Raw genomic sequence first — 25,919 nt, 5'->3', positions numbered from 1 at the left:
TATTCGTGGTTGTTAGTGAGTTGTTGCCTGTGGACTATCTCCCCCTTTTTGCTGCCTTAAAAGACCGACCGGTACTGGTTGTCGGGACGGGTGAAATTGCCGATCGCAAAATCGCCTTCCTGCAACGCGCCGGGGCGCAGGTGCAGATCGTTGCAGAGGCGGATTTTGAAGAGTCTCAGATCGACAGCGTGGTGCTGGTGATTGCGGCAACCGAAGATCGGCCGCTCAACCGCCGCATCTCCGACGCAGCTCAGGCCCGTCACCGTCTGGTGAACGTGGTAGACGACCAGCCGTTATGTTCATTTATCTTCCCGTCGATTGTCGACCGCTCGCCGCTGCTGGTGGCGATCTCCTCCGGCGGCACCGCCCCGGTGCTGGCGCGCGTGCTGAGAGAAAAAATCGAAGCGCTGCTGCCGACCAGCCTCGGACGCATGGCGGAGAAGGCCAGCTACTGGCGCAACCATTTGAAAACGCGTCTGACCAGCGTGACGGAACGCCGTCGCTTCTGGGAGCGTGTGTTTCGCGGCCGCTTTGCCAGCCTGATGCAGGCCGGTAACGAGACGGCGGCGCAACAAATTCTCGAAGACGAACTGGATAACCCCGGCAGTACGGGCGGAGAGATCATTCTGGTGGGCGCCGGGCCGGGCGATGCCGGGCTGCTCACGCTGCGTGGCCTCCAGGTTCTTCAGGATGCGGATATCGTGTTCTATGACCACCTGGTCACCGACGGTATTCGCGAGCTGATCCGCCGTGACGCGGAGCAAATTTGCGTCGGCAAACGTGCCGGCGAGCACTCCGTGCCCCAGCACGACACCAACCAGATGCTGATTGCCGCTGCGAAAGCGGGCAAGACCGTGGTGCGCCTGAAAGGGGGCGACCCGTTTATCTTCGGTCGTGGTGGCGAGGAGTTGCAGGCGGCAGCCGAAGCGGGCGTCCCGTTCCAGGTGGTTCCCGGCATTACGGCGGCGTCTGCCGTCACGGCCTACGCCGGTATTCCGCTGACCCATCGCGATTACGCCCAGAGCGTGACCTTTGTGACCGGGCACTATAAAGCCGACAGCACGCCGTTTGACTGGTCGCATCTCGCCCAGAGCCGACAAACGCTGGCGATTTATATGGGCACGATGAAAGCGGCTGACATCAGCGAACAGCTTATTCAGCACGGTCGCGATGCGACGACGCCAGTAGCGGTGATCTCCCGCGGGACACGCGTCGATCAGCATGTCGCCATCGGCACCTTACAAGACCTTGCAACCCTGGCGAAAGACGCCCCAATGCCCGCCCTGATCGTGGTGGGAGAAGTGGTGCAGCTGCACAGCACGCTCGCCTGGTTCCAACACACAACCGACACAGAAGGCTTTGGCGCTTCTGTTATAAATTTGGCTTAAGGAACGGTTATGGACCAAAAACGACTTACTCACCTGCGGCAGCTCGAAGCGGAAAGTATCCACATTATCCGCGAAGTGGCCGCCGAGTTTTCTAACCCGGTGATGATGTACTCCATCGGTAAAGATTCCAGCGTCATGCTGCACCTGGCGCGTAAAGCGTTTTATCCGGGTACGCTGCCGTTCCCGCTGCTGCACGTGGATACCGGCTGGAAATTCCGCGAGATGTACGAGTTTCGTGACCGTACCGCCAAAGCCTACGGCTGCGAGCTGCTGGTGCACAAAAACCCGGAAGGGGTGGCGATGGGCATCAACCCGTTCGTGCACGGCAGCGCCAAGCATACCGACATCATGAAAACCGAAGGGCTGAAGCAGGCGCTGAATAAATACGGTTTTGATGCGGCCTTCGGCGGCGCGCGCCGTGACGAAGAGAAATCCCGCGCCAAAGAGCGTATCTACTCCTTCCGCGACCGCTTCCACCGCTGGGACCCGAAAAACCAGCGTCCGGAGCTGTGGCACAACTACAACGGCCAGATCAACAAGGGCGAAAGCATTCGCGTCTTCCCGCTCTCCAACTGGACCGAGCTGGATATCTGGCAGTACATCTATCTGGAAAATATTGAGATCGTTCCGCTGTATCTGGCGGCCGAGCGCCCGGTACTGGAGCGCGACGGCATGCTGATGATGATCGACGACGATCGCATTGATTTACAGCCGGGCGAAGTGATCAAAAAACAGATGGTCCGTTTCCGCACCCTCGGCTGCTGGCCGTTGACCGGCGCGGTGGAATCCAGTGCGCAGACGCTGCCCGAGATCATCGAAGAGATGCTGGTGTCGACCACCAGTGAGCGACAGGGCCGCGTGATTGACCGCGACCAGGCAGGCTCCATGGAGCTGAAGAAACGTCAGGGTTATTTCTAAGGAGCCGCCATGAATACGACTATTGCCCAACAAATTGCCGATGAAGGCGGCGTAGAAGCTTATCTGCACGCCCAACAGTACAAAAGTCTGCTGCGTTTCCTGACCTGCGGCAGCGTCGATGACGGGAAAAGTACCCTGATTGGTCGTCTGCTGCATGACACGCGCCAGATCTACGAAGATCAGCTCTCTTCCCTGCACAATGACAGTAAACGCCACGGCACCCAGGGCGAAAAACTCGACCTGGCGCTGCTGGTGGACGGCTTGCAGGCGGAGCGCGAGCAGGGCATTACCATTGATGTCGCCTATCGCTACTTCTCTACCGAAAAGCGCAAATTTATTATCGCCGACACCCCGGGGCACGAGCAGTACACCCGTAACATGGCGACCGGCGCGTCCACCTGTGACCTGGCGATCCTGCTGATCGACGCCCGTAAAGGTGTGCTGGATCAGACTCGTCGTCACAGCTTTATCTCTACGCTGCTGGGGATCAAACACCTGGTGGTGGCAGTAAACAAAATGGATCTGGTGGACTACAGCGAAGCGCGTTTCGACGAGATCCGCCAGAGCTACCTGACCTTTGCTGAACAGCTGCCGGGCAACCTCGATATTCGCTTTGTGCCGCTGTCGGCGCTGGAAGGGGATAACGTCGCCTCTCAGAGCGCGAACATGCCGTGGTACAGCGGCCCGACGCTGCTGGAAGTGCTGGAAACCGTTGAAATTCAGCGCGTGGTCGATACCCAGCCGATGCGCTTCCCGGTGCAGTACGTGAACCGTCCGAACCTCGATTTCCGCGGCTTCTCCGGTACTCTCGCTTCAGGCTCCGTGAAGGTGGGTCAGCGCGTCAAGGTGCTGCCATCCGGCGTGGAATCGACCATCGCCCGTATCGTCACCTTTGATGGCGATCTGGACGAAGCCGGGGCAGGTGAAGCGGTAACCCTGGTACTGAAAGACGAAATTGATATCAGCCGCGGCGACCTGCTGGTCGACGCTCAGGAAACGCTGGCGGCGGTGCAGGGCGCATCCGTGGATGTAGTGTGGATGGCCGAACAGCCGCTGACCGCAGGCCAGAGCTATGACATTAAAATCGCCGGCAAGAAAACCCGCGCCCGCGTGGACGGCATTCAGTTCCAGGTGGACATCAACAACCTGACCCACCGTGACGTGAGCGAGCTGCCGCTGAACGGCATCGGTCTGGTGGATATGACCTTCGACGAGCCGCTGGTGCTGGATCCGTATCAGCAGAATCCGGTGACGGGCGGGCTGATCTTCATTGACCGCCTGACCAACGTCACCGTCGGTGCCGGCATGGTCCGCGAGCCTGACGCACAGGCGAGCGTGACGTCTGAGTTCAGCGCCTTCGAGCTGGAACTGAACGCGCTGGTGCGTAAGCACTTCCCGCACTGGGGCGCACGCGATCTGCTGGGAGGCAAGTGATGGCCGCCCATGATGAGAACGTCGTCTGGCATCCTCATCCGGTCACCGTCGCCCAGCGCGAACAGCTCCACGGTCACCGTGGGGTTGTGCTGTGGTTTACCGGGCTGTCTGGCTCCGGTAAATCCACGGTGGCAGGCGCACTGGAAGAGGCGCTGCATCAGCAGGGGGTGAGCACCTACCTGCTGGACGGCGACAACGTGCGTCACGGCCTGTGCAGCGATTTAGGGTTCAGCGATGAAGACCGTAAAGAGAACATTCGTCGGGTAGGGGAAGTCGCCAGCCTGATGGCGGATGCCGGGCTGGTGGTGCTAACGGCGTTTATCTCACCGCACCGCGCCGAACGTCAGATGGTGCGTGAGCGCGTTGGGCAGAATCGCTTTATTGAAGTGTTTGTGGATACCCCGCTGGCAATCTGCGAAGCGCGCGATCCAAAAGGGCTGTACAAAAAAGCCCGCGCGGGAGAGCTGCGAAACTTCACCGGCATTGACTCGGTTTACGAAGCGCCTGAATCCCCTGAGATTCATCTGGAAGGCCAACAATTGGTAACAAATTTAGTAAGCCAATTATTAGACCTGCTCAGACGGGACGATATTATCAGATCCTGAGACGGTATCGTTCGGGAGCTGTCTTCCCGAGCGATGAGTCACGGTCACAGGATTAGCTATGCGCAACAGTGAAAACTACATGATTACCACCGGGTCGGAACCGTTAACGACCGACGACGAGACGACCTGGTCCTTCCCTGGGGCGATAGTCGGCTTCGTATCGTGGCTACTGGCGCTGGGTATCCCGTTTCTGATCTACGGTGGTAACACCCTCTTTTTCTTCCTCTATACCTGGCCTTTCTTTCTGGCGCTGATGCCCGTTGCGGTGGTTGTGGGCGTGGCGCTGCACTCCCTTTTCAACGGCAAGCTCCTGTATAGTACGCTCATCACTATCGCCACCGTTGTGGTCATCTTTGGCCTGCTGTTTTTATGGCTGATGGGCTAACTTACGGCATAATTAAAACCCCGCAGTAGAGTCCAGCGGAAAGTTATGGGATGATGATGCCGTTTTTTCAGGGGGCAGGATGGGTAAACTAACGCTGCTGTTGCTGGCTTTGCTGGTCTGGCTGCAATATTCGCTGTGGTTCGGCAAAAACGGACTGCACGACTACAGCCGGGTAAGCGATGACGTCGCGGCACAGCAGGCGACAAACGCCAAACTTAAAGCGCGTAACGATCAACTTTTTGCTGAAATTGATGACCTCAATGGCGGCCAGGAGGCGATTGAGGAACGCGCACGCAATGAACTCAGTATGACTAAGCCGGGCGAAACGTTTTATCGCCTGGTTCCGGATGCGTCTAAACGCAATCAGGGCTCCGCACAAAACAATCGATAATCAGGCCCAGGATTACGACATGGCAGCAACTTTTTCGGACGTCTGTGCCGTGGTGCCGGCCGCAGGTTTTGGCCGGCGCATGCAGACAGAATGTCCTAAGCAGTACCTCTCAATTGGCGATAAAACGATCCTCGAGCACGCCGTGGCAGCGCTGCTGGCGCATGCCCGGGTGAAACGCGTGGTTATTGCCATCAGCCCCGGCGATGCGCGTTTTGCGCAACTCCCGCTGGCAAATCATCCTCAGATTACCGTTGTTGACGGCGGCGCCGAGCGGGCCGATTCTGTTCTGGCGGGCATTCAGGCTGCCGGGAACGCGCAGTGGGTGCTGGTGCACGATGCCGCGCGTCCCTGTCTGCATCACGACGATCTGTCACGTCTGCTGGCCCTGAGTGAAACCAGTAACGTGGGCGGCATTCTGGCCGCCCCGGTGCGTGACACCATGAAGCGTGCCGAACCGGGTAAACCGGCGATTGCCCACACCGTCGAGCGCGTCGATCTCTGGCACGCGCTGACGCCACAATTTTTTCCCCGCGAATTACTCCACGACTGCTTAACGCGTGCGCTTAAAGAAGGTGCGACCATTACGGACGAAGCCTCGGCGCTGGAGTATTGCGGTTTTCACCCAACGCTTGTTGAAGGGCGCGCTGATAATATAAAAGTGACGCGCCCGGAAGACTTACAGCTCGCGGAATTTTATCTTACCCGTACGACCCCTCAGGAGAAGGCATAATGCGTATTGGACACGGTTTTGATGTACACGCCTTTGGCGGCGTTGGCCCAATTATCATTGGCGGCGTGCGCATTCCTTACGAAAAAGGTTTGCTGGCGCATTCTGATGGCGACGTGGCGCTGCATGCGCTGACCGACGCGCTGCTGGGTGCCGCCGCGCTGGGCGACATTGGCAAACTGTTCCCGGACACCGATCCTGCTTTTAAAGGCGCAGACAGCCGCGAACTGCTGCGCGAAGCCTGGCGTCGTATTCAGGCCAAAGGCTACACCCTCGGCAACGTGGATGTGACGATCATTGCTCAGGCACCGAAGATGCTGCCGCACATCCCTCAGATGCGCGTGTTTATCGCTGAAGATCTGGGCTGCCATATGGACGACGTCAACGTCAAAGCGACCACCACGGAGAAGCTGGGCTTTACCGGTCGTGGCGAAGGCATTGCCTGTGAAGCCGTGGCGCTGCTGGTGAAGGCGGTCAAATGACGGATTTCGACAACCTGACGTATCTGCACGGTAAACCGCAGGGCAAGGGTCTGCTGAAAGCCAACCCTGAAGATTTCGTGGTAGTGGAAGATCTGGGTTTTGAGCCGGATGGCGAAGGCGAGCACATCCTGGTGCGCATTCTGAAAAACGGCTGCAACACCCGCTTCGTGGCGGACGCGCTGGCAAAATTCCTCAAAATTCACGCCCGCGAGGTGAGCTTTGCCGGTCAAAAGGATAAGCATGCCGTGACCGAACAGTGGCTTTGCGCCCGCGTGCCCGGCAATGCCATGCCCGATTTAAGCAAATTTGAGCTTGAGGGCTGTAAGGTACTGGAGTATGCCCGCCACAAACGCAAATTGCGTCCGGGAGCGTTGAAAGGCAACGATTTCACGCTAGTGCTGCGTGAAGTGGCCGACCGCGATGACGTTGAAAAACGCCTGAAGGCCATTACCGAACGCGGCGTGCCAAACTATTTTGGCGCACAGCGCTTTGGCATTGGTGGCAGCAACCTGCTGGGCGCGCTGCGCTGGGCGCAAAGCAGCGCGCCGGTGCGCGACAGGAATAAACGCAGTTTTTGGTTGTCGGCAGCCCGCAGTGCGTTGTTTAATCAGATTGTGAGCGAACGGCTGAAAAAACCGGACGCGAATCAAGTTGTTGTCGGCGATGCGCTACAATTAGCGGGACGCGGAAGCTGGTTTGTGGCAACGGCCGATGAGATGGCCGATGCCCAGTCGCGCGTGGACGCTAAAGCGCTGATGATTACCGCCGCCTTGCCGGGCTCAGGCGACTGGGGAACCCAGGGCGAGGCGCTGGCCGCTGAGCAGTCAGCGGTGGCGGATGCGCCAGAATTACAATCATTGCTGGTGCGGGAAAAAGTCGAGGCGGCGCGCCGTGCGATGCTCCTCTACCCGCAACAGCTGAGCTGGAACTGGTGGGATGACGTAACCGTCGAGTTACGCTTCTGGCTGCCGGCAGGTAGCTTTGCCACCAGTGTTGTCAGGGAACTTATCAACACGTCGGGTGATTATGCGAATATTGCTGAGTAACGATGACGGGATCCATGCGCCAGGTATTCAGACGCTGGCGAAACACCTCCGCGAATTTGCGGATGTGCAGGTCGTGGCTCCCGATCGTAACCGCAGTGGCGCGTCTAACTCATTGACGCTGGAGTCTTCACTTCGCACCTTTACCTTTGAGAATGGCGATATTGCCGTCCAGATGGGGACGCCGACCGATTGCGTGTTTCTGGGCGTAAATGCGCTGATGCGCCCGCGGCCGGATGTTGTGGTCTCCGGCATCAATGCCGGGCCGAATCTTGGCGATGATGTGATTTACTCCGGCACCGTGGCCGCGGCGATGGAGGGGCGTCACCTGGGGTTCCCGGCGCTGGCGGTCTCGTTAAACGGCCACACCCACTATGACACTGCCGCCGCGGTAACCTGCTCTATTCTCCGTGCGCTTGGCCGCGAGCCGCTGCGTACCGGACGTATCCTCAATATTAACGTGCCGGATCTCCCGCTGGACGAGATTAAAGGGATCCGCGTGACGCGCTGCGGCAGTCGCCATCCGGCCGATCAGGTTATTCCCCAGCAGGATCCGCGCGGCAATACCCTGTACTGGATCGGCCCGCCGGGAGATAAATGCGATGCCGGGCCAGACACCGACTTCGCTGCGGTGGATGAGGGTTACGTTTCCGTTACGCCGTTGCACGTAGATTTAACCGCTTATAGCGCGCATGATGTGGTGTCGGACTGGTTAGATCGGGTCGGAGTGAACGCGCAATGGTAAGTAAACGTGTACAAACTCTTCTGGAACAATTACGCGCACAGGGGATCGCCAACGAGCAGGTGCTGGATGCGCTTGCCCAGGTTCCCCGTGAGAAGTTTGTAGATGAGGCGTTTGAACACAAAGCGTGGGAAAACGTGGCGCTGCCCATCGGGCAAGGCCAGACGATTTCGCAGCCTTACATGGTGGCGCGTATGACGGAGCTTCTGGAGTTAACGCCAGACTCCCGGGTGCTGGAAATTGGCACCGGTTCAGGGTATCAGACCGCGATCCTGGCCCACCTTGTGCACCATGTCTGTTCCGTGGAACGGATTAAAGGCTTGCAGTGGCAGGCGCGCCGTCGCCTGAAACAGCTTGATTTACATAATGTATCGACACGCCACGGCGATGGATGGCAGGGTTGGCAGGCTCGCGCCCCGTTTGACGCCATAATAGTCACGGCCGCGCCACCTGAAATTCCCGCTGCACTTCTCTCGCAGCTGGACGAGGGCGGCATTCTAGTTTTGCCCGTCGGCGATGAGCAGCAGCTTTTAAAGCGCGTTCGTCGACGCGGCGGCGAGTTTATTATCGATACCGTGGAAGCCGTGCGCTTTGTGCCTCTGGTTAAGGGCGAGCTGGCCTGAGACTCGGATTTTTCCAGGGTTATTGAGGCAAATTCAGCGTATGGTGTGGCGCGATAGGTTCGTGCCATCACGGTTATTTTTAAGTCACTGGTAGTTAACACATTCCTGGGGGATAAATGAGCGCGGGAAGCCCAAAATTCACCATCAGCCGTGTTGCGGCATTATCACTGGTTTCGCTCTGGCTGGCAGGCTGTACAAGTTCTGACAATGCACCTGCGCCCGTCAGTTCCGTCAATGGAACCAGCGGCTCGGGTAACACGTCCAGCGGAATGTTGATTACCCCTCCGCCTAAAATGGGCACGTCCACGGCGCAGCAAACTCCGCAGATCCAGCCGGTTCAGCGTCCAGTTACGCAGCCTTCGCAGATTCAGCCAGTGGATCAGCCTGTTCAGACCGAAAATGGCCGCATAGTGTATAACCGTAAGTATGGGAACATTCCGAAAGGTAGCTATACCGGCGGCAGCACCTATACCGTGAAGCGCGGCGATACGCTGTTCTATATTGCCTGGATCACCGGGAACGATTTCCGCGATCTGGCACAGCGAAACAACGTCCAGGCCCCGTATGGTCTGGAAGTCGGGCAAACGCTTCAGGTTGGCAACGCGACGGGGACACCGCTTACGCCAGGCAACACCGTTTCAGCGGCCGACGTAACTGCGCAAAATAACAGCGTCACCCCTGCACAAAAAACCACCACGGTGGTTGCTTCACAACCTGTAATTACGTATTCTGAGGATTCAGGTGATCAGAGTGCTAACAAAATGTTGCCGAATAATAAAGGTACTGCGACTGTTGTCACAGCACCGACTACGGCACCTGTGGTTAGCTCTACTGTACCGACTGCAAGCAGTCAGAATGCCAGCTCGTCAATCACCACCTGGCGCTGGCCAACTGACGGCAAGATTATCGAGAACTTCGCTACCTCTGAGGGGGGCAACAAAGGGATCGATATCGCAGGCAGTAAAGGACAGGCAATCATCGCGACCGCAGACGGGCGCGTTGTCTATGCCGGTAACGCACTGCGCGGTTACGGTAATCTTATTATCATCAAACATAATGATGATTACCTGAGTGCCTACGCCCATAACGACAGTATGCTGGTCCGGGAACAACAAGAAGTTAAGGCGGGGCAAAAAATCGCTACCATGGGTAGCACCGGAACCAGTTCTACACGCTTGCATTTTGAAATTCGTTACAAGGGGAAATCCGTAAACCCGCTGCAATATTTACCGCAGCGATAAATTGATGGGACATGCCAGCCAGGGTGTCTCGTCCAGGGATCACGGGTAGGAGCCACCTTATGAGTCAGAATACGCTGAAAGTTCATGATTTAAATGAAGACGCGGAATTTGATGAGAACGGAGCAGAGGCTTTTGACGAAAAAGCCTTAGTAGAAGAGGAACCCAGTGATAACGATTTGGCTGAAGAAGAGCTGTTATCGCAGGGTGCCACACAGCGTGTGCTGGACGCGACTCAGCTTTACCTTGGGGAGATTGGTTACTCCCCACTGCTAACGGCCGAAGAAGAAGTCTATTTCGCACGTCGTGCTTTGCGTGGTGATGTTGCCTCGCGTCGTCGCATGATCGAAAGTAACCTGCGACTGGTCGTGAAAATTGCCCGCCGTTACGGCAATCGTGGTCTGGCTCTGCTGGATCTGATTGAAGAGGGCAACTTAGGTCTCATCCGCGCAGTTGAGAAGTTTGACCCGGAACGCGGGTTCCGTTTCTCAACCTACGCGACCTGGTGGATTCGTCAGACCATCGAACGGGCTATTATGAACCAGACCCGTACGATCCGACTGCCGATCCACATCGTCAAAGAGTTGAATGTTTATCTGCGTACCGCGCGCGAGTTGTCCCATAAACTGGACCACGAGCCAAGTGCGGAAGAGATTGCAGAGCAACTCGACAAACCGGTTGATGACGTAAGCCGTATGCTGCGTCTCAACGAGCGCATTACCTCGGTTGACACCCCGCTGGGTGGCGACTCCGAAAAAGCGCTGCTGGACATCCTGGCCGATGAAAAAGACAACGGCCCGGAAGACACCACGCAGGACGATGACATGAAACAGAGCATCGTCAAATGGTTGTTCGAACTGAACGCCAAACAGCGTGAAGTGCTGGCACGTCGTTTCGGTTTACTGGGGTATGAAGCTGCGACACTGGAAGACGTCGGTCGTGAGATTGGCCTGACCCGTGAACGTGTTCGTCAGATTCAGGTTGAAGGACTACGTCGCCTGCGTGAAATCCTGCAAGGGCAAGGTCTGAATATCGAAGCGCTGTTCCGCGAGTAAGCAACCATTCGTCAGAAAAGGCCCGTCGTGAGACGGGCCTTTTTTATGTCTTACGGCTGCGCCGTTTCGTGCAGCAAACGCCAGGTGATGTTATCCCCTTCCTGATTAAGCACTGCGGTTGACCAGCGCACGTTGACGGGCTGGCCTGGCCGGGTTTGCGTTTCCCGGTAATGGAGCACTGCGCCGTTGTCCCATGTCTGAAGCGTTGTTAACGCATCAATGTCGATCCTGAGCCCCGGTCGGGTTCCCCGCTGCGCATATAAAAATTGGGCAAGCGCGTGATGATCTAAAGGGTTGCCACTCGGTGGAACCATCAGAAAATCCGGACGGAAACGGGCGAGCAGGGCGTCCCGATCGCCTTCGCCTGCACCTAACCAGTTTTCAAGCGCGACGTGAATGTCGAGGATCTCTTGTTCGAAATGGGTCATGGTTGCTCCTGTTGCAGTTGCGCAAGTAACTGCGTGTTGTTAAGACGGTAGACGTACAGTACGGGCAGTAGGGTGATGACTGCGGCAAAAACAAACATCCCGTGCCAGGCGACCAGCGGCGCGAGATAATCCTGCATGAAGCTCAGCGCCTGCGCCAGCAGCAGAGCGCCCGCAAAAAAGCTCAACTGACGATTCAGATTCCATAGCGCGCTGGCATCGGGCATATCTTCCGGTCGCATCGTCAAAAACGCGCTGCTCTGAGCCGTACTGCTGCAAAGGCTTCCCCCCGCGCCCATCAGCGCAAACGCAACGGCAGGTAGCAGCATTGCCGGGCCGACGTTAACTAAAAGCAGAATGCCCGTCGCCTGCAAAAGGCAACCGATGACCACCAGCGGCCGGGGGCCGATACGGTTGAAATAGCGTCCTGTCGCGGTGATAGCCAAAAACGAAGCCACAGACCACGGCAGCATAAGCATGCCCGTTGCGGCGGGTGTCATATTGGCCTCGCTCTGGAGGTAATACATGCCCGTTACGTTCACGCCGATAAAAATGCCGGGTACGCACACATAGATAAGCATGGATAAGCGCAACAGCGGATCCGTCAGCAAAGACAGGTTTACTGTCCTGGTGGTGTTTATCGGCGACGGTTCTGTTTTAAGCCACGCGCAGGCCAAAGCAAAGGTGACAATGGCGACGGGCAGGGTGGCAAAAAATATCCAGCGCCAGCTGAATGTCTGAACCAGCATGCCGCCCACAGCCGGTGAGCAGGCGGGGGCAAGCAGCGCGACCAGCATCACCGCCGAGGAGAGTCTGGCCCGCTCATGAGGCTTAAACTGTTGCCAGGTCAGCGCCTGACCAACCGGGATCAGTAACCCCCCTCCGGCGCCCTGTACGACTCGCCAGGCAATCAGACTTTCCAGCGAAGATGAGAGACCCGCCGCAACGGAGGCCGCGCTAAAGAGAAGCAGTGAGAGCAGGATAACGCGCTTCGGCCCGACGCGGCGCGTCAGGATACTGCTGAAAGGGATGACTAGCGTCAGCCCGGCAATGTATCCGTTACTTACCCAGGCAAGCGCGGAAGGTGTGGTATTGAAAGCACGAGCCATCGCCGGAAAGGCGATACTGGCAATAAACATGTTTATCAAATCAAGGAAAAAGCCGAGCAGAAAGACGACGGCGATTTTGCTGCGATACGTCATGGAAGTTCCTCCGGTGAGGTGGCGTATCGTATCGGCCCGCGCGTTACGGATAAACGCGACAAAGCACGATATACTGTCAACATTATTTTGACAGTTAACCAGGCAAGCGATGCTTAATTTGCAGCGTACGGCGATGTTTATCGCCGTAGCGGACACCGGCAGTTTCACCGCCGCGGCGGAGGCGATGGGGCTGACAAAAGCGGTGGTCAGCTTTCATATTCGTCAGCTTGAAGAGGAGCTGGGCGTCACCCTGTTGCTGCGAACCACCCGACGCCTGACGCTGACCGAAGCGGGGAAGCTCTTTCATCAACGAAGCGTGATGCTGTTACGGGATGCAGAGCGATTGCAGGATGATGTTCGCGCCAACCACGCCGGGCTGACGGGAGAACTGCGGATCACCACCACGCCCGAATATGGCTCGCAGGTGGTGGTGCCTTTGCTGGCTGAATTTAGCCAGCTGCACCCGGACCTCCGCGTGCGGCATGTCTCGTCCTCTTTGCATGCCGATCTTATCGCCGAGCGCTTCGATGTCGCTATCCGGCTCGGCACGCTTGCAGATTCGCGCTACCACGCCGCGTTGATGACCTCCTTCACCATCCTGCCCGTGGCAACGCCAGGCTGGCTGGCAAACCATCCGGTTAACTCGCTGGAGCAGCTGGCGGAAGCGGACTGGATCATTCACGAGCGTTTAACCTCGCCGCTGCGCTGGCAGATGAGAGGCGTTGATGGGCAGCCGGTTTCCTTTGAGATCAAGAAAGCGCCGCGCCTGTATGCAGACAGCGCCCAGGCGCTGATGGCTTTTGTCCTCGCGGGATGTGGAGTGGCGCTGCTGCCGGAGTGGCTGGTGCGAAACGCACTGGATGCAGGGGAACTGGTCTCGCTGTTACCGGCGTACACGTTCGCTCAGCAGGGCATCTATGCCGTTTATCCTGATGCCCGGCATGTGCCCGCGAAAGTGCGAACATTTATTGATTTTATGCGCGTCAGGGTTACTTAATCCTGCATCATCTTTTTAATGAGCGCTGAAAATTGCTCTCGTTCCGCGCCGTTAAGGCGCCCTAAAAACGCCTCATCCACCTCATTTCCAATCGGTTTACTGCTCTCAAGCAGGGCCTCACCTTCGGCCGTCAGAAAGACAAACCGACGGCGCTTGTCCGCCGGATCGTGCTCGCGCCTGACCAGGCCGCGTGCTTCCATGCGGCTCAGCATTTCTGCCAGCGTCGCTTTGGTGCTCACCGCGACTTCAGTCAGGGCAACCTGCTCAATGCCAGGATTTTCAGCAATTGACCGCATCACCGCATACTGTGGCTTTGTCAGTTCGGGCAATGCGTGCTGCCACTGGGCGGTATGCTGTTGAAAAAGCTGACGTAGCAGGTGGAAAGCTTCTTGTCTTAACTCCATGGACACTCCGACGGAAAAATACTCCCTCTATGATAGCCGCTCTCGGGCTGAATTTTAACGCGAGAGTTTTTTAGCGATTAGTGTGATCGTATACGAACGATCTTGTCAGCAGCAGGATCAAGGCGTAGTTTAATTAATATGTTCGTATACGAACAAACTTATTGAGGTGCTGAATGAGATTGATTGTGGGAATGACGGGCGCAACGGGTGCGCCATTAGGCGTGGCGTTGTTGCAGGCGCTGCGGGAAATGCCGGAGGTGGAAACGCATCTGGTGATGTCGAAGTGGGCAAAAACCACGATTGAGCTGGAAACGCCCTTCACTGCGCATGACGTTGCTGCCCTGGCGGATGTCGTCCATAGCCCGGCCGATCAGGCTGCCACCATCTCCTCCGGCTCGTTTCGCACCGACGGCATGATCGTCATCCCGTGCAGCATGAAAACGCTGGCGGGTATCCGCGCGGGCTACGCCGAAGGGCTGGTAGGGCGTGCGGCAGACGTGGTGCTGAAAGAGGGACGCAAGCTGGTGCTGGTTCCCCGTGAGACGCCGCTCAGCACCATCCATCTCGAAAACATGCTTGCCCTTTCCCGCATGGGCGTGGCGATGGTGCCGCCTATGCCTGCGTACTACAACCACCCGCAAACCGCCGATGACATTACCCAGCATATCGTGACCCGCGTTCTCGACCAGTTCGGTCTGGAGCATAAAAAAGCCCGACGCTGGGAAGGTTTGCAGGCAGCGAAACATTTTTCACAGGAGAATAAAGATGGCATTTGATGATTTGAGAAGCTTCTTGCAGGCGCTCGATGAGCAAGGGCAGCTGCTGAAAATTGAGGAAGAGGTAAACGCTGAGCCGGATTTAGCGGCGGCCGCCAACGCTACCGGGCGCATTGGCGATGGCGCGCCTGCGCTGTGGTTCGATAATATTCGCGGTTTCACCGATGCCCGTGTGGTGATGAACACTATCGGCTCGTGGCAAAACCACGCTATTTCGATGGGGCTGCCAGCGAATACCCCGGTGAAAAAACAGATCGACGAGTTTATTCGTCGCTGGGACAAATTCCCCGTCGCGCCAGAGCGTCGTGCAAACCCGGCCTGGGCGCAGAACACGGTGGACGGGGAAGACATTAACCTGTTCGACATTCTGCCGCTGTTCCGCCTGAACGACGGTGACGGGGGCTTTTATCTCGATAAAGCATGCGTTGTCTCCCGCGATCCGCTCGACCCCGATCACTTCGGCAAGCAGAACGTCGGGATCTATCGTATGGAAGTGAAGGGCAAGCGTAAGCTCGGCCTGCAACCGGTGCCGATGCACGATATTGCGTTGCATCTGCATAAGGCAGAAGAGCGCGGCGAAGACCTGCCAATTGCCATTACGCTGGGTAACGATCCGATCATCACCCTGATGGGCGCCACGCCGCTGAAATACGATCAATCCGAGTATGAAATGGCCGGTGCGCTACGTGAAAGCCCGTATCCGATTGCGACGGCTCCGCTGACCGGTTTCGATGTGCCGTGGGGGTCGGAAGTGATCCTGGAAGGGGTGATTGAAGGCCGGAAACGTGAAATTGAAGGGCCCTTCGGTGAGTTTACCGGTCACTACTCCGGCGGGCGCAACATGACGGTTGTGCGTATCGACAAAGTTTCTTACCGCACTAAACCGATTTTCGAATCTCTCTACCTGGGCATGCCGTGGACCGAGATTGATTATCTGATGGGGCCCGCCACCTGCGTACCGCTCTATCAGCAGCTGAAGGCGGAATTCCCGGAAGTGCAGGCGGTAAACGCCATGTACACCCACGGTCTGCTGGCGATTATCTCCACTAAAAAGCGTTACGGCGGTTTTGCCCGTGCGGTCGGGCTCCGCGCCATGACTACGCCACACGGTCTGGGTTACGTGAAGATGGTGATTATGGTGGATGAAGATGTCGATCCGTTTAACCTGCCGCAGGTGATGTGGGCGCTGTCATCGAAGGTCAATCCGGCAGGCGATCTGGTGCAGCTACCGAATATGTCTGTGCTCGAGCTTGACCCCGGCTCCAGCCCGGCGGGGATCACTGACAAGCTGATCATTGATGCCACCACCCCTGTTGCCCCGGACAACCGTGGTCACTACAGCCAGCCGGTACAGGATCTCCCTGAAACCAAAGCCTGGGCCGAAAAACTGACCGCGATGCTGGCGGCACGTCAATAAGGAGGAAAAAATGATTTGTCCACGTTGTGCCGATGAACATATTGAAGTGATGGCAACATCACCGGTGAAAGGTGTCTGGACGGTATACCAGTGTCAGCACTGTCTGTATACCTGGCGCGATACCGAACCGCTGCGCCGTACCAGCCGCGAGCATTACCCGGAAGCGTTCCGCATGACGCAGAAGGATATTGATGAGGCGCCGCAGGTGCCGACGATCCCGCCGCTGCTGTAAAAAAAGCCCGGTGGCGGCTGCGCTTACCGGGCGATAATATTGTGCGGTCCTTTGCCCGGTGGCGCTACGCTTACCGGGCCTACGGGTTTTGTAGGCCGGGTAAGGCGAAGCCGCCACCCGGCAAAAAAGACCGCAGAGAACTAAACCAGACTCTTCAACCGATAAATCCACTCCAGCGCCTGTCGCGGCGTCAGGGAATCCGGGTCGAGATTTTCCAGCGCTTCCACGGCCGGAGAGGTCTCTTCCGGGACCGCCAGCAGTGACATCTGCGTACCATCTATCTGCGTCGCCGCCGCATTCGGTGACAAACTTTCCAGCTCACGCAGTTTCTGACGCGCGCGCTTGATCACCTCTTTCGGCACGCCCGCCAGCGCCGCGACGGCCAGGCCATAACTCTTGCTTGCCGCGCCGTCCTGCACCGTGTGCATAAAGGCGATGGTGTCGCCGTGCTCAAGCGCATCAAGGTGGACGTTAGCCACGCCTTCCATTTTCTCTGGCAGCTGTGTCAGTTCGAAATAGTGCGTTGCGAACAGCGTCAGCGCCTTGATTTTATTTGCCAGACTTTCCGCGCACGCCCAGGCCAGGGACAGGCCGTCATAGGTGGAGGTACCGCGTCCTACTTCGTCCATCAACACCAGACTGTTCTCTGTCGCGTTATGCAGAATGTTGGCGGTTTCGGTCATCTCGACCATAAATGTAGAGCGACCGCTCGCCAGATCGTCCGCCGCACCCACACGGGTGAAGATACGGTCGATAGGGCCAATCTCAACCTTCTGCGCCGGAACGTAGCTGCCGATGTAGGCGAGCAGCGCGATAAGGGCTGTCTGGCGCATATAGGTGCTTTTACCGCCCATGTTGGGGCCGGTAATGATCAGCATTCTTCGCTGCGGTGACAGGTTCAACGGGTTGGCAATAAACGGTTCGTTCAGCACCTGCTCAACCACCGGGTGGCGGCCTTCGGTAATGCGAATGCCGGGTTTGTCAGTAAAGGTCGGACAGGTGTAATTCAGCGTATCGGCGCGCTCGGCCAGGTTTACCAGGACATCCAGCTCGGCCAGCGCAGCGGCGCTCAGTTGCAGGTCAGCCAGGTGCGGCATCAGGATGTCGAACAGCTCGTCATACAGCTGTTTCTCCAGCGCCAGCGCTTTACCTTTCGACGTGAGCACTTTGTCTTCGTACTCTTTCAGCTCGGGAATAATGTAGCGCTCGGCATTTTTCAGCGTCTGGCGGCGAACGTAGTGAATCGGTGCCAGGTGGCTCTGCCCACGGCTGATCTGGATATAGTAACCGTGTACCGCGTTGTAGCCGACTTTCAGGGTGTCGAGCCCCAGACGTTCACGCTCGCGGATTTCCAGCTTATCCAGATAATCCGTCGCGCCATCGGCCAGCGCACGCCATTCGTCCAGCTCTTCGTTATAACCTGGAGCAATAACCCCGCCATCCCGCACCAGAACAGGCGGCGCATCAATGATGGCGCGTTCCAGCAGTTCGCGAAGCTCGGTAAATTCGCCCATGGTTTCGCGCAGCTTCTGCACTGGCGCGCTGTCGATCTCTCCCAGCTGAGCACGCAGTTCCGGCAACTGCTGGAACGCGTGACGCATACGGGCAAGATCGCGTGGACGCGCGGTGCGCAGTGCCAGGCGCGCCAGGATACGCTCAAGATCACCCACCTGACGCAGCACCGGCTGCAAGTCGGTGTAACGATCCTGCAATGCGGCAATGGTTTGCTGGCGGCCGATCAGCGTGTCGGTATTGCGGATCGGCATATGCAGCCAGCGTTTGAGCATACGGCTGCCCATGGGGGTAACCGTGCTGTCGAGAACCGACGCCAGCGTATTTTCCATGCCGCCAGCGAGGTTCTGAGTGATCTCCAGGTTGCGGCGCGTGGCGGCATCCATGATGATGCTGTCCTGCTGACGCTCCATGGTAATGGAACGGATATGGGGCAGGGCGGTACGCTGCGTATCCTTAACGTACTGCAACAGGCAGCCTGCGGCACACAGCCCGCGCGGGGCATTTTCTACGCCAAAGCCAATCAAATCGCGCGTGCCAAATTGCAGGTTCAGCTGCTGGCGCGCGGTATCAATTTCGAACTCCCACAGTGGACGACGACGCAGGCCGCGGCGACCTTCAATCAGCGCCGTCTCGGCGAAATCCTCTGCATAAAGCAGTTCTGCCGGATTGGTGCGCTGTAGTTCAGCCGCCATGGTTTCACGGTCAGCCGGTTCACTCAGGCGAAAACGACCGGAGCTGATATCCAGCGTGGCGTAGCCAAACCCTTTACCGTCCTGCCAGATCGCCGCCAGCAGGTTATCTTGGCGCTCCTGAAGCAGGGCCTCATCACTGATGGTTCCCGGCGTCACGATGCGTACGACTTTGCGCTCAACGGGGCCTTTCGACGTGGCCGGGTCGCCAATTTGTTCGCAGATAGCGACAGACTCACCCTGGTTCACCAGCTTCGCCAGATAGTTTTCAACCGCGTGATGCGGGATACCTGCCATCGGGATGGGCTCGCCTGCTGACGCGCCACGTTTCGTCAGGGAAATGTCGAGCAGCTGAGACGCACGTTTCGCATCGTCATAAAAAAGCTCGTAAAAATCGCCCATACGGTAAAACAGCAAAATTTCCGGATGCTGTGCCTTCAGCTTCAGGTACTGCTGCATCATTGGCGTATGCGCGTCGAAATTGTCGATTGTGCTCATGGAGTTATGATATCCATTTCTTTGAAAATATTACGCTTTGAGCGGCTCAATGGCCGATTGTTCCTTCTATTGTCGCATGAAAAAAAGGTGCGGCGCAGAAAAAAGTCACGACTTTACGAGGCATCTTCCACCATTAATTCAATGATGATTTTCCCGTGCTCGACGCCCACCCGAACCTGCGAGTTGGTGGTAAATCCCGCTTGCTCAAGCCAGTCGCCTTTCAGGCTCAGCGCTGCGTGTACGCTGTAGCGTTTTGGAATTTTCGTTTTACGGTCTTCATGACGTTTTCTGAAGTAACCCACTTTCAAGTGACGATAGGGTTTGGCGATCGCGATCTCTTGCATAAGCTCTCCGGTGAATGCGGTCAAAGGTGGTTATTTATGCCTGTATAAAATACCAGTAAAACGCAGCGGGGGGCGGGGTAATTCTGGAAGGGCGCTTCAGAAAATGGAATGCAATGACTGAAAATGTGCGGATAAAAGGGTATTATAAATGCACTTTATTGTTGAGGACGACGTTATGTCCGGTAAACGTATTTCACGAGAAAAAAAGACGATCGCCAGAATGATCGCCCTGTACGAAAACAGGTGTCCGCACGCCATAAAAGAAGAGGGGCACTATTCGGCGCTCAAGGCTTATGCCGATAAGCGGCTGGATAAATGCGTGTTTGGTGAGGAAAAACCTGCCTGCAAACAGTGCCCTGTGCACTGTTATCAGCCCGCCCGACGGGAAGAGATGAAGCAGGTGATGCGCTGGGCAGGGCCACGTATGTTATGGCGCCATCCGATTCTGACCATCCGTCATCTGATCGACGATCGCCGTCCGGTTCCGGAATTACCCGAAAAGTATCGGCCCAAAAAATAACCGGCTCCGCGCCGCAGTGGGCGACAAATTACGCGCAGGGCGACGTCGCCGGAATGACGGGTTAATTCAGGCTCTCTTTATCGATTCCCAGACGCTTCATGCGCGAGAGCAGGGTGGTACGCTTCAGACCCAGCCGTTGCGCCGCACCTTTCGGTCCGGCTACCACGCCGTTGGTCTCCTTCAGCACTCGCATAATGAGCTGATATTCATCTTCTCCCTCTTTCGCAAGCTCGGTTGCGGTCACGGTCGTTTCAGAAGGAGTAACCTCTGGCAGGGAGAGCTGGAGCACGTTCCCGCGGGTCAGCAGGACCGCGCGTTCAATGACGTTTTCCAGCTCGCGCACGTTCCCCGGCCACTCCATCGCCGAGAGTGTGCGTAGCGTTTCGGCAGGAATACTGTCGATATTTCGCCCCATCCGGCGGGCAATCTTCGCGGTAAAGGCTTTCACCAGCAGCGGAATATCTTCCGGGCGCTCGCGCAGCGGCGGCAGGCAGATCGGGAAGACGTTCAGGCGATAGTAAAGATCGCTGCGAAACTCGCGGTCGGCGACCATTTTTTTCAGATCGCGATTGGTGGCGGCAATCAGACGCACGTCGGTCTGGATCAGCTTGTTGCTGCCGAGGCGCTCGAACTCCTGCTCCTGCAAAACGCGCAGCAGCTTGGGCTGAAGCTCCAGCGGCATATCGCCCACTTCGTCGAGGAACAACGAGCTTTTATCCGCCAGTTCAAAACGGCCCAGCCGCTGGCTGCTGGCGCCGGTAAAGGCGCCGCGCTCGTGGCCGAACAGGTCGCTTTCCAGTAAGCCCGCAGGCATCGCCGCGCAGTTCATCTTCACCATCCGGCGGCTATTGCGGTTGCTCAGATTGTGGATCGCCCGGGCAATCAGCTCTTTCCCGGTACCGGTTTCACCGAGGATCAGCACCGTGCTGTCGCTCTGCGCCACCATTTCCACCTGCTTAAGGACGCTGTACATGGCATCGCTGCGCCCGATGATTTCGCCAAACTCGCTGTCCACGTTGTTGAGCTGCTCGGTCAGCGCCAGGTTTTCGTCCACCAGCCGCTCCTTCAGGCGATGGATCTCCTGATAGGCGAGGGCGTTATCCAGCGCAATGGAGATACGCTCGGCGATCTGGCGCAGCAGCTTCAGGTTAGCGGTGGTAAATACGGCTTCATCGCACTGCGCCAGTTTAAGCACGCCGAGCATGGTGTTGCCGGACATCAGCGGCAGCAGGCACAGGGTCTGGATCTTGTTGCCCCAGGTGTTGAACAACATCCGCTCGTAGGGGGCTACCGGATCCTGTTCATTGAGATTGAGCAGCAGGATCTCTTTGCTTTTAAATACCCGCTCGGACAGCGTTCCCGCTTCGTCCACTTCGCTCTGCTCGTGCGCCGGGTTGGCTTCATCAAGGTAGTGGGTGGAGTAGATGTTCAGCTTGCCTTTCCGGTTGCCGCGTAGCGCAATGCTGATGGCATCGATTTTAAAATAGTGATGGATCTCTTTTGACACTTCGCTGACCAACTCATCCATGTCCAGGCGGGAGAGCACGGCGTTGGTGATGGCAACCAGAATGCGGAAGTTATCGCGCTCGCGGCTCAGCAGGTCGTAATCCACGTTATTGGTGACGCGGCTTTGGATCTGCTCCGCGACAACGGCCACAATCTGGGTAAAGGTGTGCAGGCGTTCGTACTCCGCCTCGCTCCAGGGCTGGTCGGTATCGCGGATAAACTCGCAGCCGCCAAAAATTTGCCCTTCCACCGCCAGCGGCAGCATGCTGTAGTGGCCGAACGGGTGGTAAAGATTGCTCTCTGCCAGCTTCGGCCAGGCCTGGCGAAACTGGTCAAAATTGCAGTGCAGCGCTTCCGGGCGGGAGAGGATACGCCGCACCGGGCCGTGGGCCAGAAACGTTTCATCTTCATATTCGAAGATTTTGCCGTTATCACGCGTTGAGAAATAGCTCGCGCGGTGGGTTGCGCTATGCCAGAGCACAATGGCGGCGCTGTCCGCCAGCGCTGATTGCCTGACCAGCCGCGTCAGGGCATCGCTCAGCGCGCCGAGATCGGGCTGTTGTAAAAGTGTGCGCGTGATGTCAAACAGGCCCTGCTGTCCAAGATCACTCATCGGTGTATACGGCATTGTTGCTTTCCAATAGAAACTGGCAAAAAGAGAAATTCAGCGCTGACCGCTTTTGGCGCGGTCTAGCAAATTCGGGGTAACGGTTCAGCGTGCGGCAGATCCAGCGTGCGCTTCACGCCGTAAAGCCCGGTCAGGCGCACCCCTTTGCGCTCAACCACGTCGCCGATGATGGCCGCGTCTTTCCCTAAAGGATGCGCGCGCAGCTGTGCAAGTACGGCTTCCGCCGCCGCGCGTTCCACGCCGATCACCAGCTTGCCCTCATTGGCAAAGTTAAGCGGGTCTAGACCTAGTAGCTCGCACAGCCCGCGCACGGCGGGCTTAACGGGCAGGCCGCGCTCGGTCAGCTCAATCCCGCAGCCGCAGCTTGCCGCGAACTCGTGCACGACGGCATTCACGCCGCCCCGCGTGGCGTCGCGCAGGGCTTTTACGCCCGGCATGTCGCGCAGCGTCTGGATCAGCGGCGTGAGTACCGCGCAGTCACTGCGCAGCTCGCCATCCAGCCCCAGGCCTTCGCGCAGGTTCAGGATGGTTGCCCCGTGGCAGCCCAGCGTGCCGCTGACAATCAGCACGTCGCCTGCGCAAAGCTGCTGCGCGCTCCAGTGAATGTCGGCAGGGATCGCCCCCATCCCGGCGGTGTTGATGAAGAGCTTATCCGCCGCGCCGCGCTGTACCACCTTGGTATCCCCGGTGACGATGGCGATTCCCGCCTCGCGGGCGGTGTGCGCCATGCTGTTGACCACCGCCGTGAGCGTCTCCATTGGTAACCCTTCTTCGAGGATAAACCCGCAGGAGAGGTAGCGGGGGATCGCGCCGCTGACGGCGACGTCGTTTGCCGTGCCGCAGACGGCGAGCTTGCCGATATCGCCGCCCGGGAAGAACAGCGGGTCAATCACGTAGCTGTCGGTAGAGAACGCCAGCCTGTCGCCGTGGGCGGCCAGCGTCGCGAGGTCAATACGCGCCTGATCTTCCTGCTCGGCGAGCCAGGGGTTATTAAAGGCTTCCATGAACAGCCGGTTAATCAGCTGCTGCATCGCCTGTCCTCCGCTTCCGTGCGCCATTTCCACCGTGTTCATGCTTCACACTCCTGGTTGCGATAGTGATACCACGCGGCGCATGCCCCTTCGGAAGAGACCATCAGCGCGCCAAACGCGGTTTGCGGGTTACAGGCGTTGCCAAATAACGGGCAGTGATGAGGTTTGCATTTGCCGGTGAGTACGTCGCCACAGCGGGCGCGGGGATCGTCGCACACCTGCTGCGGTTGCGGGCGGAAATGCGCTTCGGCGTCGAAGGCGCGATACGTGGGCGTCAGGTGCACGCCGGATTCGGCAATCAGCCCCAGTCCGCGCCACTCGCTGTCGCCTTCGACGCTAAACACGTCGGCTATGGCCTGCTGTGCCCGTCTGTTACCTGCATCGGGCACCACGCGACGATACTGATTTTCCACCGCACTCAGGGCCGCTATTTTCTGCTCAACCAGCATGGTCACGCCTTGCAGTAGATCAAGTGGCTCGAAACCAGCCACCACTAACGGACGATTGTACTGTTCAGCGATAAAACCGTAGGCTTCTGTGCCGATCACCATGCTGACGTGGCCCGGCGCCAGAAACGCGTCGATACCGTTATCCGGCGCTTCAAGCAGGCTGCGCAGCGTGGGAATAAGCGTGATGTGCTGGCAGAAAAAGTAAAAGTTTGTGACGTTGCGGGCTTTCGCCTGCTGGAGGGTAATGGCGGTGGCGGGCATGGTGGTTTCAAAACCCAGCCCGAAAAAGACGACCTTACGCTCAGGATTAGCCATCGCCAGCGTCAGGGCATCCATCGGTGAGTAGACGATCCGCACGTCCGCGCCGCGCGCCTTCGCCTGGAGCAGCGAGCCATTTTTTCCCGGAACACGCATGGCGTCGCCAAAGGTGCAAAAAATCACACCGGGGCGGCTGGCGATGTCGATACAGCTGTCGATGCGCCCCATCGGCAGCACGCACACCGGGCAGCCGGGGCCGTGGATAAACTCGATGTTCTCCGGCAGCAGCTGGTCGAGGCCAAATTTAAAGATGGCGTGGGTGTGTCCGCCGCACACCTCCATGATCCGCAGCGGTTTTTCTTTCGTGTAGTCCAGCAGCGAGGCGCGGGTTTTCAGGCGATCGATAAGCTGCAACACCTGCTCCGGCGCGCGATATTCATCAACGTAACGCATGTGTTATCGCTCCTCACCATACAGCAGGGCGCCCACGTCCGGCTCGACGTCAAACATATTCTGTAGCGCATCCAGCGTGTCGCGGGCTTCTTCCTCATTAATCACGCTCATGGCAAAACCCACGTGGACCAGCACCCACTGGCCTAGACGCGTTGCGCCGGTCTCATCGTGGCTGCCTACCAGCGTCAGGTCGACATCGCGCAGGATGCCGCAGACTTCCACTTTGGCCTGATTGCCGTCGAGGGAATGAATTTGTCCGGGGACGCCTATGCACATCGTTCGTTCTCCAGCCAGTTCAGCCAGGCGTCCATCCCGTCGCCGCGCGTGGCGGAAACCAGCAGGATCTCAATGTCCGGGTTCACTTCCCGGGCGTAAGCCAGGCACTTATCCACGTCGAAATTCAGGTACGGCAGCAGGTCGACCTTGTTCAGCAGCATGAGGGAGGCGGCGGCAAACATATGCGGATATTTCAGCGGCTTGTCTTCCCCTTCGGTCACGGAGAGCACCGCCACTTTATGCCGCTCGCCGAGGTCGAAGCTTGCCGGGCAGACCAGGTTGCCGACGTTTTCAATAAACAGGATACCGTTATCCGCCAGCGGCAGGCGCGGGGCGGCGTCGGCAATCATCTGCGCGTCCAGGTGGCACCCTTTCCCGGTGTTGACCTGAATCGCAGGCGTACCGGTTTCGCGGATGCGCGCGGCGTCGTTTACCGTTTGCTGGTCGCCTTCGATTACGGCGCAGGAGACGTGTTCGTTCAGACGTTTAAGGGTTTCGGTCAGCAGCGTGGTTTTACCGGAGCCGGGGCTGGAGACCAGGTTCAGCACCAGCTGTTCGCGCGCGGCAAAGCGGGCGCGATTGCGGGCGGCGAGCTGGTTATTCTTGTCCAGCACGTTGATCTCCACCTCCAGCATCTGGCGCTGGCTGATGCCCGGCGCGTGCGTACCCGCTTCGCCATGGCCGTAATGGAGGTCGCCCGCGTCGGAACGCTGCGGGGCAAAGGTGATGCCGGTCAGGGCCGCCGCGGGACGCGGGGCAGGAGAAAAGGGCGCGGAGCGAAACGCGGAGTGGGGACGGTGTTCATCCCCTTCTATATACAGGTTGCCTTCAGCGCAACCGCAGGTACTACACATACATTACTCCTTCTCGATTTCGAGGCGTTGGATCTGCATACCGTCATCCGCCACGATGCGCAGCCCGCTGCTCTGGCACTGCGGACAGCGCTGTACCTTCGATGACAGCAGCGTGACGTACTGCTGACACTGCTCGCACCAGCACTCCGCCTGCTGCTCGTCGATATGCAGCGCGCACCCTTCCGCCAGCGTGCCGCGGCACACCAGCTCAAAACAGAAGGTGAGGGCGCTGGTCTCGACGCAGGAAAACGCCCCGACCTTCAGCCAGACGCCGGTGACGCGTTTCGCGTGGTTTTGCACTGCCTGCTGTTCGATAAGTTCCAGTGCCCGCTGGCAGAGGGTGATTTCGTGCATGACGCCTCCTTAATGAATTGCCCCTTCAATGCAATAACGGTGCCAGCTTGATTTGCGTTA

30 protein-coding genes are annotated in these 25,919 nt (G+C 57.9%); 18 read left to right on the top strand and 12 right to left on the bottom strand.

Annotated elements, in window-relative coordinates; translation table 11 throughout:
- Positions 1 to 29 precede the first annotated feature (29 nt).
- The 11 genes from cysG (at position 30) to LOC22_RS05970 (ending at position 8,738) form a co-directional block, all read left to right on the top strand.
- A complete protein-coding gene (gene cysG, locus LOC22_RS06020; RefSeq protein WP_023295340.1) occupies positions 30 to 1,388 on the top strand; it encodes a siroheme synthase CysG in 1,359 nt (452 codons plus the stop codon).
- A 9-nt stretch (positions 1,389 to 1,397) separates the two neighbouring features.
- Positions 1,398 to 2,306 (top strand): sulfate adenylyltransferase subunit CysD, encoded by a 909-nt coding sequence (gene cysD / locus LOC22_RS06015; RefSeq protein ID WP_006811770.1) that lies wholly within the window; start codon positions 1,398 to 1,400, stop codon positions 2,304 to 2,306.
- 9 nt (positions 2,307 to 2,315) lie between these two features.
- A complete protein-coding gene (cysN, locus tag LOC22_RS06010; RefSeq protein ID WP_015571714.1) occupies positions 2,316 to 3,740 on the top strand; it encodes a sulfate adenylyltransferase subunit CysN in 1,425 nt (474 codons plus the stop codon).
- Complete coding sequence (gene cysC, locus LOC22_RS06005) at positions 3,740 to 4,345, top strand: adenylyl-sulfate kinase (protein ID WP_015571713.1); 606 nt, start codon at positions 3,740 to 3,742, stop codon at positions 4,343 to 4,345. Before cysN ends, cysC begins: the two co-directional genes overlap by 1 nt.
- A 58-nt stretch (positions 4,346 to 4,403) precedes the next feature.
- Positions 4,404 to 4,730 (top strand): DUF3561 family protein, encoded by a 327-nt coding sequence (locus tag LOC22_RS06000; protein WP_006811767.1) that lies wholly within the window; start codon positions 4,404 to 4,406, stop codon positions 4,728 to 4,730.
- A 79-nt stretch (positions 4,731 to 4,809) separates the two neighbouring features.
- Positions 4,810 to 5,121, top strand: coding sequence for a cell division protein FtsB (ftsB, locus tag LOC22_RS05995; protein WP_003862095.1), 312 nt, complete (start codon positions 4,810 to 4,812; stop codon positions 5,119 to 5,121).
- A 19-nt stretch (positions 5,122 to 5,140) separates the two neighbouring features.
- On the top strand, positions 5,141 to 5,851 hold the full coding sequence (ispD, locus tag LOC22_RS05990) for a 2-C-methyl-D-erythritol 4-phosphate cytidylyltransferase (protein ID WP_017692759.1): 711 nt from the start codon (positions 5,141 to 5,143) through the stop codon (positions 5,849 to 5,851).
- Positions 5,851 to 6,330, top strand: coding sequence for a 2-C-methyl-D-erythritol 2,4-cyclodiphosphate synthase (ispF, locus tag LOC22_RS05985; RefSeq protein WP_015571711.1), 480 nt, complete (start codon positions 5,851 to 5,853; stop codon positions 6,328 to 6,330). Before ispD ends, ispF begins: the two co-directional genes overlap by 1 nt.
- On the top strand, positions 6,327 to 7,376 hold the full coding sequence (gene truD / locus LOC22_RS05980) for a tRNA pseudouridine(13) synthase TruD (protein WP_039269910.1): 1,050 nt from the start codon (positions 6,327 to 6,329) through the stop codon (positions 7,374 to 7,376). Before ispF ends, truD begins: the two co-directional genes overlap by 4 nt.
- A complete protein-coding gene (surE, locus tag LOC22_RS05975) occupies positions 7,357 to 8,118 on the top strand; it encodes a 5'/3'-nucleotidase SurE (protein ID WP_017382816.1) in 762 nt (253 codons plus the stop codon). Before truD ends, surE begins: the two co-directional genes overlap by 20 nt.
- Positions 8,112 to 8,738, top strand: a complete 627-nt coding sequence (locus tag LOC22_RS05970; RefSeq protein WP_015571709.1) for a protein-L-isoaspartate(D-aspartate) O-methyltransferase — start codon at positions 8,112 to 8,114, stop codon at positions 8,736 to 8,738. The genes surE and LOC22_RS05970 overlap by 7 nt, the downstream gene beginning before the upstream one ends.
- 94 nt (positions 8,739 to 8,832) lie before the next feature.
- On the opposite strand, the gene LOC22_RS05965 is transcribed toward LOC22_RS05970, so the two are convergent.
- On the bottom strand, positions 8,833 to 8,973 hold the full coding sequence (locus LOC22_RS05965; protein ID WP_223230135.1) for a peptidase: 141 nt from the start codon (positions 8,971 to 8,973) through the stop codon (positions 8,833 to 8,835).
- On the opposite strand from LOC22_RS05965, the gene nlpD reads away from it, so the two are divergent.
- Together nlpD and rpoS are read left to right on the top strand one after the other, a co-directional pair.
- A complete protein-coding gene (nlpD, locus tag LOC22_RS05960; protein ID WP_225986322.1) occupies positions 8,906 to 9,979 on the top strand; it encodes a murein hydrolase activator NlpD in 1,074 nt (357 codons plus the stop codon). The two genes, LOC22_RS05965 and nlpD, sit on opposite strands and share 68 nt — an antisense overlap.
- 59 nt (positions 9,980 to 10,038) lie before the next feature.
- The gene (rpoS, locus tag LOC22_RS05955) at positions 10,039 to 11,031 is read left to right on the top strand and encodes an RNA polymerase sigma factor RpoS (protein WP_013098493.1); all 993 of its coding nucleotides are present in this window, start codon (positions 10,039 to 10,041) and stop codon (positions 11,029 to 11,031) included.
- Between the two features lie 50 nt (positions 11,032 to 11,081).
- Here rpoS and LOC22_RS05950 read toward each other — a convergent pair whose 3' ends face one another.
- Positions 11,082 to 11,459: a DUF4440 domain-containing protein gene (locus LOC22_RS05950; RefSeq protein ID WP_015571707.1), complete on the bottom strand. Its 378-nt coding sequence runs from the start codon at positions 11,457 to 11,459 to the stop codon at positions 11,082 to 11,084.
- Positions 11,456 to 12,658, bottom strand: coding sequence for an MFS transporter (locus LOC22_RS05945; RefSeq protein WP_230239425.1), 1,203 nt, complete (start codon positions 12,656 to 12,658; stop codon positions 11,456 to 11,458). Before LOC22_RS05945 ends, LOC22_RS05950 begins: the two co-directional genes overlap by 4 nt.
- Before the next feature lie 109 nt (positions 12,659 to 12,767).
- Between LOC22_RS05945 and LOC22_RS05940 the strand changes: the two genes are divergently transcribed.
- The gene (locus LOC22_RS05940; RefSeq protein ID WP_047055856.1) at positions 12,768 to 13,655 is read left to right on the top strand and encodes a LysR family transcriptional regulator; all 888 of its coding nucleotides are present in this window, start codon (positions 12,768 to 12,770) and stop codon (positions 13,653 to 13,655) included.
- On the opposite strand, the gene LOC22_RS05935 is transcribed toward LOC22_RS05940, so the two are convergent.
- Complete coding sequence (locus LOC22_RS05935; RefSeq protein ID WP_015571704.1) at positions 13,652 to 14,059, bottom strand: MarR family winged helix-turn-helix transcriptional regulator; 408 nt, start codon at positions 14,057 to 14,059, stop codon at positions 13,652 to 13,654. The genes LOC22_RS05940 and LOC22_RS05935 overlap by 4 nt on opposite strands.
- A 173-nt stretch (positions 14,060 to 14,232) precedes the next feature.
- Here LOC22_RS05935 and LOC22_RS05930 point away from each other — a divergent pair, with 173 nt between their 5' ends.
- The 3 genes from LOC22_RS05930 to LOC22_RS05920 are packed head-to-tail and all read left to right on the top strand — an operon-like array spanning position 14,233 to position 16,484.
- Positions 14,233 to 14,835, top strand: coding sequence for a non-oxidative hydroxyarylic acid decarboxylases subunit B (locus tag LOC22_RS05930; RefSeq protein ID WP_003862111.1), 603 nt, complete (start codon positions 14,233 to 14,235; stop codon positions 14,833 to 14,835).
- Positions 14,825 to 16,252, top strand: coding sequence for a non-oxidative hydroxyarylic acid decarboxylases subunit C (locus LOC22_RS05925; RefSeq protein ID WP_015571702.1), 1,428 nt, complete (start codon positions 14,825 to 14,827; stop codon positions 16,250 to 16,252). The genes LOC22_RS05930 and LOC22_RS05925 overlap by 11 nt, the downstream gene beginning before the upstream one ends.
- 10 nt (positions 16,253 to 16,262) lie before the next feature.
- Positions 16,263 to 16,484 carry a non-oxidative hydroxyarylic acid decarboxylases subunit D gene (locus LOC22_RS05920; protein WP_003862116.1) on the top strand — a complete coding sequence of 74 codons (222 nt, stop codon included), beginning with the start codon at positions 16,263 to 16,265 and terminating at the stop codon, positions 16,482 to 16,484.
- A gap of 140 nt (positions 16,485 to 16,624) precedes the next feature.
- On the opposite strand, the gene mutS is transcribed toward LOC22_RS05920, so the two are convergent.
- A complete protein-coding gene (gene mutS, locus LOC22_RS05915; RefSeq protein WP_017692766.1) occupies positions 16,625 to 19,186 on the bottom strand; it encodes a DNA mismatch repair protein MutS in 2,562 nt (853 codons plus the stop codon).
- Positions 19,187 to 19,299: 113 nt separating this feature from the next.
- Entirely contained in the window at positions 19,300 to 19,530 is a 231-nt protein-coding gene (locus LOC22_RS05910) for a SymE family type I addiction module toxin (protein ID WP_017692767.1), read from the bottom strand.
- A 175-nt stretch (positions 19,531 to 19,705) separates the two neighbouring features.
- On the opposite strand from LOC22_RS05910, the gene LOC22_RS05905 reads away from it, so the two are divergent.
- Positions 19,706 to 20,050, top strand: coding sequence for a nitrous oxide-stimulated promoter family protein (locus tag LOC22_RS05905; RefSeq protein WP_022649174.1), 345 nt, complete (start codon positions 19,706 to 19,708; stop codon positions 20,048 to 20,050).
- Positions 20,051 to 20,111: 61 nt separating this feature from the next.
- On the opposite strand, the gene flhA is transcribed toward LOC22_RS05905, so the two are convergent.
- From flhA to hypA, 6 genes are all read right to left on the bottom strand, one after another.
- Positions 20,112 to 22,184 carry a formate hydrogenlyase transcriptional activator FlhA gene (gene flhA, locus LOC22_RS05900; protein ID WP_017382808.1) on the bottom strand — a complete coding sequence of 691 codons (2,073 nt, stop codon included), beginning with the start codon at positions 22,182 to 22,184 and terminating at the stop codon, positions 20,112 to 20,114.
- Positions 22,185 to 22,246: 62 nt separating this feature from the next.
- Complete coding sequence (gene hypE / locus LOC22_RS05895; RefSeq protein ID WP_047055852.1) at positions 22,247 to 23,257, bottom strand: hydrogenase expression/formation protein HypE; 1,011 nt, start codon at positions 23,255 to 23,257, stop codon at positions 22,247 to 22,249.
- On the bottom strand, positions 23,254 to 24,375 hold the full coding sequence (gene hypD, locus LOC22_RS05890; RefSeq protein WP_032671927.1) for a hydrogenase formation protein HypD: 1,122 nt from the start codon (positions 24,373 to 24,375) through the stop codon (positions 23,254 to 23,256). The genes hypE and hypD overlap by 4 nt, the downstream gene beginning before the upstream one ends.
- Positions 24,376 to 24,378: 3 nt before the next feature.
- Complete coding sequence (locus tag LOC22_RS05885) at positions 24,379 to 24,651, bottom strand: HypC/HybG/HupF family hydrogenase formation chaperone (RefSeq protein WP_015571696.1); 273 nt, start codon at positions 24,649 to 24,651, stop codon at positions 24,379 to 24,381.
- Positions 24,642 to 25,505, bottom strand: a complete 864-nt coding sequence (hypB, locus tag LOC22_RS05880; RefSeq protein WP_032671926.1) for a hydrogenase nickel incorporation protein HypB — start codon at positions 25,503 to 25,505, stop codon at positions 24,642 to 24,644. Before hypB ends, LOC22_RS05885 begins: the two co-directional genes overlap by 10 nt.
- Positions 25,506 to 25,508: 3 nt before the next feature.
- Positions 25,509 to 25,859, bottom strand: coding sequence for a hydrogenase maturation nickel metallochaperone HypA (gene hypA, locus LOC22_RS05875; RefSeq protein ID WP_017692771.1), 351 nt, complete (start codon positions 25,857 to 25,859; stop codon positions 25,509 to 25,511).
- Between the last annotated feature and the right edge of the window lie 60 nt (positions 25,860 to 25,919).

This window comes from Enterobacter sp. AN-K1, assembly GCF_020971765.1.
Taxonomy (GTDB): domain Bacteria; phylum Pseudomonadota; class Gammaproteobacteria; order Enterobacterales; family Enterobacteriaceae; genus Enterobacter; species Enterobacter hormaechei_C.
The sequence above is the reverse complement of the archived record's forward strand: the minus strand, read 5'-3'. Positions and strand labels throughout refer to the sequence as shown.